Genomic DNA, 14,802 nt, shown 5'->3' with positions numbered 1-14,802 from the left:
TCATGCGCGTATTAAAATTTGGTGGCACTTCATTAGCCAACCCTGAGCGTTTCTCGCAAGCAGCTCAATTAATCGAAAAAGCTCATTTAGAAGAACAAGCAGCCGGTGTTTTATCCGCTCCTGCTAAAATTACTAATCATCTTGTCGCCCTCTCTGAAAAAGCCGCATTAAACCAACCAACCGATACCCACTTTAACGAAGCCATTGAAATTTTCTATAACATCATTAATGGTTTGCACGCTGAAAATAATAAATTTGATCTTGCGGGTACCAAAGCCCTCATTGATGCAGAATTTGCCCAAATTAAAGGTTTATTAGAAGAAATCCGCCAAGCAGGCAAAGTAGAAGATAAGGTTAAAGCAACCATTGACTGCCGTGGTGAAAAATTATCGATTGCCATGATGAAAGCGTGGTTTGAAGCTCGTGGATACAATGTTCACATTGTTGATCCAGTTAAACAATTATTAGCGCAGGGCGGTTACTTAGAATCTTCAGTTGATATTGAAGAATCTATAAAACGCGTTGATGCGAAAAGTATCGGAAAGGATAAAGTTGTCTTAATGGCAGGTTTTACCGCTTGTAATGACAAAGGCGAATTAGTGTTATTAGGTCGTAACGGTTCTGATTATTCAGCAGCTTGTTTAGCCGCTTGTTTAGATGCGTCTGTTTGTGAAATTTGGACTGATGTGGATGGCGTTTATACTTGTGACCCACGTTTAGTACCAGATGCACGTTTATTACCAAGCCTTTCTTATCGTGAAGCAATGGAGCTTTCTTATTTTGGTGCGAAAGTGATCCATCCGCGTACAATTGGTCCATTATTACCAAAACAAATTCCATGTGTAATTAAAAATACGGGTAATTCATCTGCGCCAGGTTCTGTAATTGATGGCCATGTAAAATCTGAAGAGTTACAGGTGAAAGGAATTACTAACCTTGATAACGTGGCGATGTTTAACGTTTCAGGACCAGGTATGCAAGGTATGGTGGGAATGGCCGCTCGTGTCTTCTCTGCCATGTCGAAAGCAGGGATTTCGGTCATTTTAATCACGCAGTCTTCTTCTGAATACAGCATCAGTTTCTGCGTACCAGTGAAATCAGCAGATGCAGCGAAAGCGATTTTAGAACAAGAATTTGCTGCAGAATTAAAAGCCCATGAATTAGAACCGATTGAAGTTGCAAAAGATCTTTCTATTATCTCTGTTGTGGGCGATGGCATGAAACAAGCTAAAGGTATTGCGGCTCGTTTCTTCTCTGCATTGGCTCAAGCGAATATCAGCCTAGTAGCAATTGCACAAGGTTCTTCTGAGCGTTCAATTTCAGCGGTAGTGGCGCAAAATAAAGCGATTGAAGCTGTGAAAGCGACTCACCAAGCCCTTTTTAATAATAAAAAGGTCGTCGATATGTTTTTAGTCGGCGTCGGTGGTGTCGGCGGTGAATTGATTGAACAAATCAAACAACAAAAAGAGTACCTTGCAAAGAAGGATATTGAAATCCGTGTTTGTGCCTTAGCGAATTCAACCAAAATGCTTTTAAACGAAAATGGATTGAATTTAGATAATTGGAAAGCCGATCTTGAAAATGCAACCCAACCTTCTGATTTCGATGTGTTGTTATCTTTCATTAAATTGCATCACGTGGTGAACCCAGTCTTTGTCGATTGTACAACGGCTGAATCGGTTGCAGGACTTTATGCACGTGCATTAAAAGAAGGCTTCCATGTGGTAACACCAAACAAAAAAGCGAATACCCGTGAATTAGCCTATTACCACGAATTACGTCGCAATGCACAAGCGAGCCAACATAAATTCCTATACGAAACTAACGTAGGGGCAGGCTTACCGGTTATCGAAAACTTACAAAACTTATTGGCAGCGGGTGATGAACTTGAGTATTTTGAAGGCATTTTATCGGGCTCACTTTCATTTATCTTCGGTAAATTAGAAGAAGGACTTTCTCTTTCAGAAGTGACCGCACTTGCACGAGAAAAAGGCTTTACAGAACCTGATCCTCGTGATGATTTATCGGGGCAAGATGTGGCACGTAAATTACTGATTTTAGCGCGTGAAGCGGGGCTAGAACTTGAGCTTTCCGATGTGGAAGTGGAAGGCGTGTTACCGAAAGGCTTCTCTGAAGGCAAATCAGCTGATGAATTTATGGCGATGTTGCCACAATTAGATGCGGAATTTAAAGCACGCGTTGAAACCGCGAAAGCGGAAGGCAAAGTATTGCGCTATGTAGGCCAAATTAAAGATGGCCACTGCAAAGTATCAATTATCGCTGTGGATCAAAATAATCCATTGTATAAGGTAAAAGATGGTGAAAACGCCCTTGCGTTCTACACTCGTTATTATCAACCAATTCCGTTGCTATTACGTGGTTACGGTGCGGGTAATGCCGTGACTGCAGCAGGTATCTTTGCGGATATTTTAAGAACATTACATCACTAAAAAGGACATAATATGTTAAGAATTTATGCTCCCGCATCGAGTGCAAATATTAGTGTAGGGTTTGACACATTAGGCGCAGCCATTTCACCAATTGATGGTTCATTATTAGGTGATGTCGTACAGATTGAGTCTATTCCAAGTGGTTTTGAGCTCGAAAGTGCGGGCTATTTTGTGCGTAAATTGCCAAAAGAGCCACAAAAAAATATCGTGTATCAGGCCTATGTACTGTTTAGTGAGCAATTAAAATTACGCAATGTGAGAGTCAAACCATTGCGTTTGATCCTTGAGAAAAATATGCCGATTGGTTCGGGATTAGGCTCAAGTGCGTGCTCAATCGTAGCTGCATTGGTGGCATTAAATAAATTCCACGATGAACCATTCTCAAAAATGGAATTGTTAGAAATGATGGGGGAGCTAGAAGGTCGTATTTCAGGTTCGATCCATTATGATAATGTGGCACCTTGTTACTTAGGCGGTGTGCAATTTATGGTACAATCCCTCGGTAACATTTGCCAAAAACTGCCATTTTTTGATAATTGGTATTGGGTCTTAGCTTATCCAGGCATTGAGGTTTCAACCGCTGAAGCGCGCGCAATTTTACCGAAAAGCTACACACGTCAAGATGTGATCTCTCATGGTCGTCATTTAGGTGGCTTTGTGCATGCATGTCACACTCATCAAGAAAACCTGGCCGCGATGATGATGAAAGATGTGATTGCGGAACCTTATCGTGAAGCTTTATTACCAAATTTCGCAGAAGTGAAACAAGCTACTCGTGATTTAGGCGCATTAGCAACGGGGATTTCAGGCTCTGGCCCAACGATTTTCTCCATCGCACCTGATTTACAAATCGCAACAAAACTGGCGACTTATTTAGAAAATCATTATTTACAAAATAATGAAGGTTTTGTGCACGTTTGTAAGGTCGATAACGACGGTGCGCGCGAGTTAGGTTAAACAATAAATCGCCTTTATCCCCTCTTTTATAAGAGGGGAATAACATTTTATTAAAACTCTATAATTAACGGATATACAATGAATTTGTACAATATCAAACACCCTGAAGAACAAGTGAATTTTGCGCAAGCAGTACGTCAAGGGCTTGGAAAAGATCAAGGTTTGTTCTTTCCAGAAACGATCCCCGTTTTAACCAATATTGACGAGCTATTAGCCTTACCATTGGTTGAACGTAGCCAAAAAATTCTTGGCGCCTTAATCGGTGAAGAATTGCCGAAAGCCACTTTGGATGCGATGGTGAAAAATGCATTTACTTTTTCTGCACCATTAGAAAAAGTGGAAGACAATATTTATGCGCTTGAATTATTTCATGGTCCAACTTTAGCATTTAAAGACTTTGGTGGTCGTTTTATGGCGCAGGCACTCGCTGCAGTGCGTGGTGATGGCAAAATCACTATTTTAACAGCAACATCTGGTGATACCGGCGCGGCAGTAGCCCACGCGTTTTATGGGCTAGAAAACATCAATGTTGTGATTTTATATCCGAAAGGCAAAATCAGCCCATTACAAGAAAAACTCTTCTGTACTTTAGGTGGGAATATTCGCACTGTTGCGATTAATGGCGATTTCGATGCGTGTCAAGCGTTAGTCAAACAAGCGTTTGATGATGCCGAACTACGTCAAGCGATTGGTTTAAACTCAGCAAACTCGATCAATATCAGCCGTTTATTAGCGCAAGTTTGTTATTACTTTGAAGCAGTAGCTCAATTACCAAAAGAAAAACGTGATAACGTCGTGGTTTCTGTACCAAGTGGTAACTTCGGTAACTTAACTGCGGGATTAATCGCGAAAACATTAGGTTTACCAATTAAACGCTTTATTGCATCAACCAATGCGAATGATACTGTGCCGCGTTATTTAGAATCAGGTAACTGGGCACCTAAAGCGACTGTAGCCACGCTTTCTAATGCGATGGATGTCAGTCGTCCGAACAACTGGCCACGTGTAGAAGAACTATTCAAACGTAATGGCTGGAATTTAAGTGATTTAGGTTCAGGTATGTTAAGCGATGGCGAAACAGAAGAAACGTTAAAAGCGATGTACGAAAAAGGTTATTTATGTGAACCACACGGTGCGATCGCCTATCAAGTATTGAAAGACCAACTTAAAGCGGATGAAACTGGTATTTTCTTATGCACGGCACATCCTGCGAAATTTAAAGAGTCTGTAGAGCGTATTCTTTCGCTCGATCTTCCATTGCCAGAAGCGTTGGATAAACACAATAAATTGCCATTACTTTCTGATGAAATGGATGACAATTTTGCACAATTACGTGCATATTTGTTGAAATAATAAAAAAGTGCAGTTGATTTTGACTGCACTTTTGTTTTATTACTCAAAAGGGCGGGATAAACGCCCTTTATTTTTAGGAGTTAATCTTCTTTTCCTAAGATTTGATTCACTTCACTCTTATAGAGTACGGCTTTAGCACCGAAAATAGCCTGTACGCCACCGCCGACTTCAAGCACATCAATCGCGCCTAATTTTTTTAATGTGGCTTTATCAACGGCTTTCACGTCCTTAACAGAAACACGTAATCGAGTAATACAAGCATCCACGTTTTCAATATTTTCAGCACTACCTAATGCTGCAATAATTTTATGTGCATTTTCAGTAAGAGAGCTGGTTTCTTGTTCTACATTTTCTTCGGTTTCTTCACCACGTCCTGGCGTCATCACATTAAAGATGCGAATCAAGAAAACGAAAGAGAAATAATAGAGCAGTGCCCAAGGAATACCGACGAAAATGACACGCAACCAATGGGTGTTTTCATCACCTTGTAAGATACCGAAGAGCAAGAAATCAATAAAACCACCAGAGAAAGTATTCCCGATAGAGATATTTAAATAATCGGCAATAAAGAAAGACACCCCATCTAAGAATGCGTGGAATACATAGAGCCATGGTGCAACAAACAAGAACATAAATTCGATAGGTTCGGTAATGCCGGTAATAAATGATGTTAGGGCTGCACCAAGGAATAAACCGCCAATTTGTGCACGACGTTTTTTCGGTACACAGTGATACATAGCTAAACAGGCAGCTGGTAAGCCAAACATCATGGTATCAAAACGACCAGCAAAGAAACGGGTTCCTTCAGTAAATAAACCGTGGTGATTTGGATCCGCTAATTGAGCAAAAAAGATTTTTTGCGCACCAACAATCATCTCACCATTGACCATTTCCACACCACCTAATTCAGAATACCAAAACAATGGGTAAATCATGTGATGTAAGCCAACTGCGCCAGATAATCGCATTAAGAAACCGTATAAGAATGTTCCAAAGGTTCCCATGGAAGCGATACTTTTACCTGTCGAGACGAGCCATTGTTGGAAAGTTGGCCAAATGAGGAAGAAAACTAATCCAACGAAAATAGCTGAAAAAGCCGTCACAATTGGCACAAAGCGAGAGCCGCCAAAGAAACCTAATACTTGTGGTAATTGGATGTTGTGATAGCGATTGTGTAATTTAACGGTAATCAAGCCCATCACCAATGCACCAATCACACCCGTATCGATGCTTTTTACATCAGGAGAGAAAATCGGAATTAATGCGGCAATGGTACCCGTCATAATGAGATAACCGACAACCGCAGCGAGAGCAGCAACGCCTTTGTCACGTTTGGCTAAGCCGATACCTAAACCAATACACAATAATAAGGCTAAATTGGCAAACACTACGCTACCGGCTGCTGACATGATTTGAAACAGACCTTGCAGTGCCTCATTATTTAAAATTGGATAGGCTTGCACCGTTGCTTTATTGGAAAGTGCACCACCGATCCCGAGTAAAAGACCTGCAGCAGGCAAAATAGCAATCGGCAACATGAATGCCTTACCGACTTGTTGAAGTTGTTTAAACATAGAACCTCCTGTGATTACTTTTTTGAAATGTAACGTATTTGAAGGGAAAAATCTGTGAAACCGCTCACAGTTTCAATCTAACACCTTGCTTTGATGAGTTTTAGCTTATGTTGGCGTGTGGTGGATTTCCTTTTATAATGTAATCAAACTAATATGTTTATTCATTATTTTTATGACAACTTTTATTGCCTACGCCAATATTCAACAACCTTTTCCTTTTAATGAAATTCCTAGGGTGCTCGTCCCTGAGAATTTGCATACGGAACCGAAGGGGAATTCTCGGATAACGCAACGACATCAATGTCGTCGATTGGCGCATTTTTTACTTTGGCAGTTGCTAAAAACAGCGGAAAAATCAACCGCCCTTTTAGGGCGAATTTATCGTACACAAAGTGACAGACCACAATTTCCCGTCGAGAATATTGATTTTAATATTAGTCACTCTGGTGATTGGGTTGCTGTATTGCTGCATATTAATGAATCAGAAAAAAGTGCGGTCGGTATTGATATTGAATTTCCCAAAAAACGGAATTTTTCTGCGCTCATGGCTCATTTTGCACCACAAGCAGAACAAGATTGGTTTGCTAAACAGCCTGATGCAGACCAGGCCTTTTATCGTTGTTGGTGTTTGCGTGAAGCTGTATTGAAATCACAAGGCGTAGGAATAGTGAAGTTATCAAGTGTGACGCATTTGCCAGAACAGATGCAGATCTTTTCAGATTATTGTCCAAAAGGTAAGTTGATTTTTACAGATGAATTGCCTTTTTACTTTGCGGCATTTATAAATCAGTCAAAAATTCAACTGCACTTTTATCACTGGGATGGGAAAAAATTACTCGAAAAAAATATAAAAAAATCCTTGATTTACCAAGTAAATGAATAAAAGAAAATCCTTGAAAATATTCAAGGATTTTTTATTTTATAAAACTTGATTCGCCACTTGTATTTTCATAGACTAACCCCATTTATTTCGATAAACTCATCAAAATTTTTAGACAAATGGAGAACGTAATGTCGCAAAACGGTCCAGATCAAGATCCTTGGGGTAAACCGGGGCAGAGCAGCGGTCCAAAACAGTCAGATAATTCATCAGATAAGCAAAATGAAAATGGCTGGGGCTCGCGAGACAATAAAAATCAGGAGCAATCACCACCAGATATTGAAGAAGTATTCAATAATCTGTTGAAAAAATTAGGTGGGGGTAATAAAAAAGGCGGTTCAAATAATACTTCGCCGAACATACCTTCATTTAATTTAGGTAAAATTTTACCGATCGCTGCGGTGATCGGGGGAATTATTTGGGGTGCAAGCGGTTTTTACACCATCCAAGAAGCGGAACGTGGTGTGACGTTACGTTTTGGTGAGTTTCATTCTACCGTTCAACCCGGTTTGAACTGGAAACCAACTTTCATTGATAAAGTGGTTCCAGTGAATGTAGAACAAGTTCGCGAGCTTAAAACGCAAGGTGCAATGTTAACCAAAGATGAAAACATGGTTAAAGTGGAAATGACCGTACAATATCGCGTGCAAAATCCAGAAAAATACTTGTTTAGCGTGAGCAATGCAGATAATAGTCTCGGACAAGCGACAGATAGTGCGCTTCGTTATGTGATCGGTCATATGACCATGAATGATATTCTGACAACAGGTCGAGCAGTGGTGCGTGAAAATACTTGGAAAGCGTTGAACGATATTATCAAACCTTATGACATGGGCCTTGAAGTTATTGACGTGAACTTCCAATCTGCGCGTCCACCAGAAGAAGTAAAAGATGCCTTCGATGATGCGATTAAAGCACAGGAAGACGAACAACGTTACATTCGTGAAGCTGAAGCTTATGCTCGTGAGAAAGAGCCAATCGCTCGCGGTGACGCACAGCGTATTATAGAAGAAGCTACTGCTTACAAAGATCGTGTTGTACTTGATGCGCAAGGGGAAGTGGAACGTTTACAACGTCTTCTACCTGAATTTAAAGCTGCGCCTGATTTATTAAAAGAGCGTCTTTATATTCAAACCATGGAAAAAGTCATGGCAAATACGCCGAAAGTCATGTTAGATGCAAATAATGGCAACAATTTAACCGTATTACCATTAGAACAATTAATGGGTAAAAAAGCGGCTCAACCGACTACTACAACGCCTGAAAGTGCGATCAGTTCTGCACCTGTTTCAACACAGGAACGTCGTGTAGAAACACAAACGGCTCAACCAGTTCAATCAAATGAAGGCATTCGCCAAGGGAGATTTAACTAATGCGTAAATTTTTACTTCCGATTATTGTGGTGATTGCTGCGGTGCTATATTCCAGCGTCGTGGTTGTAACTGAGGGCACTCGTGGCATCATGTTGCGTTTTAACAAAGTACAACGTGATGCAGAAAACAAAGTAGTGGTGTATGAACCAGGTTTGCATTTCAAATTGCCTTTAATTGATAGCATTAAAGTGCTTGATGCGCGTATTCGTACCCTTGATGGTTCTGCTACTCGTTTTGTGACAGTCGAGAAAAAAGACTTGTTGGTAGATTCCTATGTGAAATGGAAAATCAGCGATTTCGGTCGTTTCTATACTGCAACGGGTGGTGGCGATTATAACCAAGCTGCAAGCTTATTAAGCCGTAAAGTGAATGACCGTCTGCGTTCAGAAATAGGTACTCGTACAATTAAAGATATCGTTTCAGGTACCCGTGGTGAATTAATGGCGGGGGCGAAAAAAGCGTTAAATTCAGGGCAGGATAGTACCTCTGAATTAGGGATTGAAGTCGTCGATGTTCGCGTAAAACAAATCAATTTACCAGATGAAGTTTCTTCTTCGATTTACCAACGTATGCGTGCAGAACGTGATGCCGTTGCGCGTGAACATCGTTCACAAGGTAAAGAAAAAGCAGCGTTCATTCAAGCGGATGTAGATCGTAAAGTCACCTTGATCTTAGCGAATGCAAACAAAACTGCACAAGAATTACGTGGTAATGGTGATGCGGCAGCAGCAAAATTGTATTCTCAAGCTTTTGCTCAAGAACCACAGTTTTATAGCTTTATTCGTAGCTTAAAAGCCTATGAAAGCAGCTTCGAAGGTTCAGGTAATATGATGATCTTGAAACCAGACAGTGATTTCTTCCGCTTTATGCAAGCGCCAAAGAAATAAACGAGAGATAATAAAACGTAAAGTGCGGTTAGAAATAACCGCATTTTTTATTGCTGAATTTTTAGGGGAATTTTCATTTATAAAGTAAAACGGTCTTTAATGCAATCAATCGCATCCATAGCCAAAGTTAATTAAATCCACATAAAATATAAGCCAATTTTTTGGCATAATCACCTTGCTTTTTAAGCTTTTTCTTTCTTTTTATATTTTATTGATCATTTGGAGGATTAGATGAAAAAACTGATTATTGGCGGAGCAGCCATTGCAGTATTGGGTTATTTGGGGGTTGTGGGGTATCTACATCAATTTGATAACAAGAATGCAGCCCAACTTTTAATGGAAAATCGCTATACGGGGGAACAAGAAAAAGTGGCAAAGGCGTTGTTTGATAACAGCTGCCAATATTGCCATAGTCCAAACACACCTCTTCCATTTTATTCAAAATTCCCGATTGTGGGTGACCAAATGCAATCGGATATTCAGAATGGGCTTAGAGCCTTCCGCTTAGATCGTTTAGTTGAAGGCTTAAAAGATCCGAGCAAATTATCCCAAGCTGATTTAGCAAAATTACAACGTGTACTTGAAAATAACGAAATGCCAATTGCTAAATTCAGACATCTTCACTGGGAAGTAAACCAGATGAGCAAGAAAAAGTGGCGTTGCTTAACTGGATTCGTGAAGCACGTAAAATGTCTTTACCAAAAGAAACACCAAATGTTGATGCCGATCGTTTAGTTCAACCGATTCCAGACAGTATTGCGACTGATGAAGCAAAAGTCGCGTTAGGTCATGATCTTTACTTTGATGGACGTTTATCAGGTGATGGTTCTATTCAATGCCATACTTGTCACCAATTAGACAAAGGTGGTGTGGATAGACTTGATACTTCAACGGGTATTGATGGTAAAAAAGGCCCAATTAACGCACCAACTGTGTTCAATGCTGCATTCAACTTTGTTCAATTCTGGGATGGTCGAGCGGCAGATTTAGCGGATCAAGCGAAAGGTCCTCCAACAAACCCAGTAGAAATGGGCTCGCACTCTTGGGATGACATCGTGGCACGTTTTGAAATGGATGAAGAATTCAAAAAAGAATTCTTAAAAGAATATCCACAAGTGACGAAAGAAACCTTAACTCATGCGATTGGTGAATATGAAAAAACATTAATTACGCCAAATAGTGATTTCGACCGTTATTTGAAAGGGGATAAAACAGCCTTGACCGAACAACAAGTTCGCGGTTATGAGTTATTCAAACAACATAAATGTGATACTTGTCATACTGGCGTGGCAATGGGCGGACAATCTTATGAATACATGGGACTTTACGGCGATTACTTTAAAGATCGTGGTACGCCATTAACTGATGCAGATGAAGGTCGCTTTGCACAAACTAAAGATCCGTTTGATATGCATCGCTTCAAAGTGCCAACTTTACGTAATATCGCACTTACTGCACCATATTTCCATGATGCATCAGCAAAAGAGTTAAAAGATGCCGTGAGTGCAATGTTGAAATACCAAAGTAACGTGCAACAGCCTGCTCAAAAAGATGTAGAGGACATCACTTCTTTCTTAGAAAGTTTGACAGGTGAATTTAAAGGTGAAAAATTAAAATAATCTTTAAATGGCTAAATAGGAACGACCGCAAGTGCGGTCGTTTTTTATGTGTTTTATTTTGAGATTTACTATAAAGCAAAACGATGAGTTTCTTTTCCCTTATTTTATGCTAAGTGTTTATCCTTTGTTTCCGTAATAAACCAAAGTCCAATCAAACTTAATACGGCATTTAAGGTTAGATAAATTCCAACACCTTTTAAGCCATAATTTGCATTCAGTGGCAATGTAATAATTGCTGCTACACTGGCACCGAATAAGCCTGAAATATTGTAGGTCAACGATGCACCAGAATAACGAGCATGTGTTGGAAACAATTCAGGTAAGAAACTTGCAAGTGGGCCGTATCCCATGCCAATTAACCCCATTCCTATCATCAAGAACCAAAATAAACTGGTAGTTGTTCCATTATCGAGAAAATATGGCAAGGCTAAGCCAAAAATAGCCACGCCAAAGGTTGTCCAAATTAACCAAATTCGTCGTCCAACGATATCGATATATTTGCCTGAAATAGCAATTGTAATGGCTAATGAAATCGCACTGCACATTAATAAAGCGGTAAAAATTTGTGGTGAGAAGCCTAAGCCCATTGTATAACCGGCTTCCGATACGGTTGGGGTAGATTTTGCATAAATTTGACTGAAAGCGATCATAATATAAAAGAGCGCATAGCCAGCAATGCAGATTAACATGCCTAAGAAGAAAGGTTTGAAATGAGTAACGATTACTTCCATCATCGGTAAAGCTTTAGGTTTAGGCTTAGGCTTGTTCAGGGCTGCAAGAAATATTGGTGCTTCCGTAAGCTTTAATCGAACATACAACCCAATGGCAACTAATACAAAAGAGGAAAGAAATGGAATTCGCCATGCCCAGTCAGTCATTGCGGCTTGTCCAAAAAGCGCGGTAATGAGTAAAAAGACACCATTGGCAAGTAGTAATCCTAGAGGAGCGCCTAATTGTGGAAAAGTGCCATACCAACCACGTTTCCCTTCAGGTGCATTTTCGATTGCCACTAATGCAGCGCCGCCCCATTCGCCACCTAAACCAATGCCTTGCCCGATACGGCACAAGCAAAGTAAGATGGTTGCCCATATTCCGATACTGTCGTAAATCGGTAATAAGCCGATCACTACGGTTGAGATTCCCATTACTAACAGGCTCATAACAAAGGTATTTTTTCTTCCTAAACGATCGCCAAAATGTCCGAATAATACGGCCCCCAGAGGACGAGCAATAAAAGTCAGTGCTAGTGTGGAAAGTGCAGCAATTTGGCCCGAAAGTGGGTCAGCAGCGTGGAAAAATTGATGATTGAAAACGAGCACTGCAGCCATGGTATAAATATAGTTATCGAAATATTCAATAGCGGTGCCAATCATTGTTGCCATTGCTACACGTTTCAAACTATTTGGCTTATTCAGTGGTTGCATCCGCTTGCTTCCTTTAATGCTTTGGTGCTTGCCTTTATATCTTTGGCTTGACTGATTGCGGTTATTACCGCGATACCATCTGCACCGTATTTTCGCAACGTTTTCACATGCTCCAATTTCACGCCACCAATGGCTACAAGTGGTTTTGTGATACCTGCTTTTCTCAAGGTTTGAATAAACGCCATTCCTAGAGTAGGTTTAGGATTTTCTTTTGACTGAGTCGGAAAAATTGGACCAATACCGAAATAATCGATTTCAGATAATTCCTCTCCGATTTGGGCTTCGTCTAAACGGTTGACGGACCAGCCAATAATGAGTGGTTTATTAGTTCTTGCTCGAATCGTTTTTACGGGCGTATCACTTTGTCCAACATGAATGCCATCTGCTTCAATTTCTAAAGCTAAATCAACGTTATCATCGACAATAAATGGCACATTATATCGACGACATAAATCTCGACAGCTAATGGCTAAAGAACGTTGTTCCATTGGTGAATTTTCTAATGAGAATTTGCCTTTATCGCGAAATTGAAAACAGGTAATGCCACCTTCTAAAGCTTGTCTAAGAACAGAAAGCAAGTTATCTGCTAGATTATCACCTAAATATCGGCAATCTTGTGTGCCTGCTACAAAATAGAGCGGTAAAATTTCTTGAATATTTTTCATCTTTCAATCCTTAAAGGCGACTGTAAGCCCAATGATTAGTCGGTCCATGTCCATGACCAATATTCAATGGATGAGATATGGCTGCCGTAATAAAATCTTTGGCTGTTTTGACCGCACTTTTTAGAGGTGCCCCTTTGGCTAATTCTGCCGTTAAGCAAGCTGAGAAAGTACAACCTGTGCCGTGAGTATGTGGGGTATTGAAACGTGGACTTTCCAAAATAAAAAGTTCACCATCTTGTAAAAGGATCCAATCTTGGCATTGCTGACTTTGTGAATTGAGTGAATGCCCGCCTTTAATAATCACATTCTTCGCACCTTGTTTTTGTAAGTCTAACGCGGCTTGTTGAATGCTGGCTGTATCAGAAATCTTAAAACCAGTTAAAGCTTCTGCCTCAGGAATATTTGGCGTAATCACATCGGCAAGTGGCAATAAATATTTGCTTAGTGCGGAAACCGCTTGTTGTTGCAATAAAGGGGCCCCACCTTTCGCAATCATGACAGGATCGATAACCAATGTGCCGAATGGACGATTTTTTAAGAAATCAGCAACACATTCAATAATATCTGCTGTGCCAAGCATGCCAATTTTGGCACTTGCAATTTGAAAGTCATTTTTTACCGCTTCTAGCTGTGCCTGAATTGTTTTCAGTGGAATGGGGTGAATATCAAATACGCCAAGTGTGTTTTGAGCAGTGACTGCAGTAATCACTGAGGTTCCAAATACACCTTGCATTTGAAAGGTTTTCAAATCTGCTTGAATGCCAGCGCCGCCGCCACTGTCCGAACCAGCAATAGTCAATGTTTGTGGAATGTTAGACATATTTCACCTCCGTGTTTTGTTCTATTAAATCAGGTGTTAAGGCTGCCAATTCATCAAGCAAGCGAATTTGGAACTGACCGACTTGCGTGGTTAAGTTTTTAGCAGCAAGCTCCCCTGCAACGGTGTAAGCGGCACAGGCTTCGATTGTTGCTGAAAAATGTTTTCCTTCATCAACGGCTAAAAATGCTGCACATACTGCACTTAATAAACACCCCGATGCAGTGACTTTTGGAAATAGCGGTGTACCATTATTGACTGTGACAGTTTGTTGTCCATCGCTGATAATATCGACCTCTCCACTAATTAATACTGTGCAACCATAGCGTTGTGCAACACGTTGAGTGACTTCTTGTAGATTCGTTTTACCTTGTCCTGCATCCACGCCTTTTGCTTGCCAGTCTTCACCAGCAATCGTAGCTAGCTCACCTGAATTACCACGAATTAAGGCAAATTTCACTTCAGACAGTAACTGACGGATAGTTTCGCGTCGGTAGCTAGTGGCACCTACTCCTACAGGATCAAGCACGACAGGAATGCCTATTGAATTAGCGGTTTTACCTGCCAATAACATAGCCTCTCGTTCTTTACCGATAAGCGTGCCGATATTGATGACTAATGCTTGGCTGATTTTGGGCACCTCAACCATTTCCTCTATGTTCGCTGACATCAATGGTGACGCACCTAATGCAAGTAAACCATTGGCACTAAAATTTGCCGCAACAATGTTGGTTATGTTATGAATAAGCGGGTTTTGCTCACGAATTTTTGATAAATAAATAGATTTCATTTCACGCCTTTAT

Annotated in this window: 11 protein-coding genes and 1 pseudogene; 7 read left to right on the top strand and 5 right to left on the bottom strand. The window is 40.5% G+C overall.

Translation table 11 applies throughout. The annotated features are described in order from the left end of the window. Positions 1 to 2 precede the first annotated feature (2 nt). From thrA to thrC, 3 genes are all read left to right on the top strand, one after another. Positions 3 to 2,450, top strand: coding sequence for a bifunctional aspartate kinase/homoserine dehydrogenase I (thrA, locus tag QP437_RS04180; RefSeq protein ID WP_054418226.1), 2,448 nt, complete (start codon positions 3 to 5; stop codon positions 2,448 to 2,450). A gap of 12 nt (positions 2,451 to 2,462) precedes the next feature. Continuing rightward, entirely contained in the window at positions 2,463 to 3,407 is a 945-nt protein-coding gene (gene thrB / locus QP437_RS04175) for a homoserine kinase (RefSeq protein WP_285267045.1), read from the top strand. Positions 3,408 to 3,485: 78 nt separating this feature from the next. Further along, a complete protein-coding gene (gene thrC, locus QP437_RS04170) occupies positions 3,486 to 4,760 on the top strand; it encodes a threonine synthase (protein ID WP_285267044.1) in 1,275 nt (424 codons plus the stop codon). Positions 4,761 to 4,840: 80 nt separating this feature from the next. Here thrC and QP437_RS04165 read toward each other — a convergent pair whose 3' ends face one another. After that, the gene (locus QP437_RS04165; protein WP_285267043.1) at positions 4,841 to 6,334 is read right to left on the bottom strand and encodes a PTS transporter subunit EIIC; all 1,494 of its coding nucleotides are present in this window, start codon (positions 6,332 to 6,334) and stop codon (positions 4,841 to 4,843) included. A gap of 172 nt (positions 6,335 to 6,506) precedes the next feature. Between QP437_RS04165 and QP437_RS04160 the strand changes: the two genes are divergently transcribed. The 4 genes and pseudogenes from QP437_RS04160 to QP437_RS04145 all read left to right on the top strand — a co-directional run bounded on the left by QP437_RS04160 (position 6,507) and on the right by QP437_RS04145 (position 11,093). Next, positions 6,507 to 7,217 carry a 4'-phosphopantetheinyl transferase superfamily protein gene (locus QP437_RS04160; RefSeq protein WP_285267070.1) on the top strand — a complete coding sequence of 237 codons (711 nt, stop codon included), beginning with the start codon at positions 6,507 to 6,509 and terminating at the stop codon, positions 7,215 to 7,217. 128 nt (positions 7,218 to 7,345) lie between these two features. Further along, the gene (hflK, locus tag QP437_RS04155) at positions 7,346 to 8,587 is read left to right on the top strand and encodes an FtsH protease activity modulator HflK (protein WP_285267042.1); all 1,242 of its coding nucleotides are present in this window, start codon (positions 7,346 to 7,348) and stop codon (positions 8,585 to 8,587) included. Beyond that, complete coding sequence (gene hflC, locus QP437_RS04150) at positions 8,587 to 9,474, top strand: protease modulator HflC (RefSeq protein WP_049367835.1); 888 nt, start codon at positions 8,587 to 8,589, stop codon at positions 9,472 to 9,474. Before hflK ends, hflC begins: the two co-directional genes overlap by 1 nt. A gap of 231 nt (positions 9,475 to 9,705) precedes the next feature. Then, positions 9,706 to 11,093: pseudogene (locus QP437_RS04145) on the top strand (cytochrome-c peroxidase). Positions 11,094 to 11,197: 104 nt separating this feature from the next. Here the strand turns inward: QP437_RS04145 and QP437_RS04140 are convergent. The 4 genes from QP437_RS04140 to thiM are packed head-to-tail and all read right to left on the bottom strand — an operon-like array spanning position 11,198 to position 14,789. After that, complete coding sequence (locus QP437_RS04140; RefSeq protein ID WP_285267069.1) at positions 11,198 to 12,508, bottom strand: MFS transporter; 1,311 nt, start codon at positions 12,506 to 12,508, stop codon at positions 11,198 to 11,200. Continuing rightward, positions 12,505 to 13,182, bottom strand: coding sequence for a thiamine phosphate synthase (gene thiE / locus QP437_RS04135; RefSeq protein ID WP_285267041.1), 678 nt, complete (start codon positions 13,180 to 13,182; stop codon positions 12,505 to 12,507). The genes QP437_RS04140 and thiE overlap by 4 nt, the downstream gene beginning before the upstream one ends. 10 nt (positions 13,183 to 13,192) lie before the next feature. Beyond that, complete coding sequence (gene thiD / locus QP437_RS04130; RefSeq protein ID WP_197541783.1) at positions 13,193 to 14,002, bottom strand: bifunctional hydroxymethylpyrimidine kinase/phosphomethylpyrimidine kinase; 810 nt, start codon at positions 14,000 to 14,002, stop codon at positions 13,193 to 13,195. Then, entirely contained in the window at positions 13,995 to 14,789 is a 795-nt protein-coding gene (gene thiM / locus QP437_RS04125; RefSeq protein ID WP_285267040.1) for a hydroxyethylthiazole kinase, read from the bottom strand. Before thiM ends, thiD begins: the two co-directional genes overlap by 8 nt. Positions 14,790 to 14,802 lie beyond the last annotated feature (13 nt).

Origin of the sequence: Haemophilus sp. UMB1048 (genome assembly GCF_030218125.1) — a bacterium.
Lineage (GTDB): Bacteria > Pseudomonadota > Gammaproteobacteria > Enterobacterales > Pasteurellaceae > Haemophilus_D.
The sequence above is the reverse complement of the archived record's forward strand: the minus strand, read 5'-3'. Positions and strand labels throughout refer to the sequence as shown.

Coding starts and splice junctions, on each gene's coding strand:
- thrA (WP_054418226.1), top strand. CDS start 3: ATGCGCGTATTAAAATTTGGTGGCACTTCATTAGCCAACCCTGAGCGT.
- hflC (WP_049367835.1), top strand. CDS start 8,587: ATGCGTAAATTTTTACTTCCGATTATTGTGGTGATTGCTGCGGTGCTA.
- thiE (WP_285267041.1), bottom strand. CDS start 13,182: ATGAAAAATATTCAAGAAATTTTACCGCTCTATTTTGTAGCAGGCACA.
- thrB (WP_285267045.1), top strand. CDS start 2,463: ATGTTAAGAATTTATGCTCCCGCATCGAGTGCAAATATTAGTGTAGGG.
- QP437_RS04165 (WP_285267043.1), bottom strand. CDS start 6,334: ATGTTTAAACAACTTCAACAAGTCGGTAAGGCATTCATGTTGCCGATT.
- thrC (WP_285267044.1), top strand. CDS start 3,486: ATGAATTTGTACAATATCAAACACCCTGAAGAACAAGTGAATTTTGCG.
- thiM (WP_285267040.1), bottom strand. CDS start 14,789: ATGAAATCTATTTATTTATCAAAAATTCGTGAGCAAAACCCGCTTATT.
- hflK (WP_285267042.1), top strand. CDS start 7,346: ATGTCGCAAAACGGTCCAGATCAAGATCCTTGGGGTAAACCGGGGCAG.
- thiD (WP_197541783.1), bottom strand. CDS start 14,002: ATGTCTAACATTCCACAAACATTGACTATTGCTGGTTCGGACAGTGGC.
- QP437_RS04160 (WP_285267070.1), top strand. CDS start 6,507: ATGACAACTTTTATTGCCTACGCCAATATTCAACAACCTTTTCCTTTT.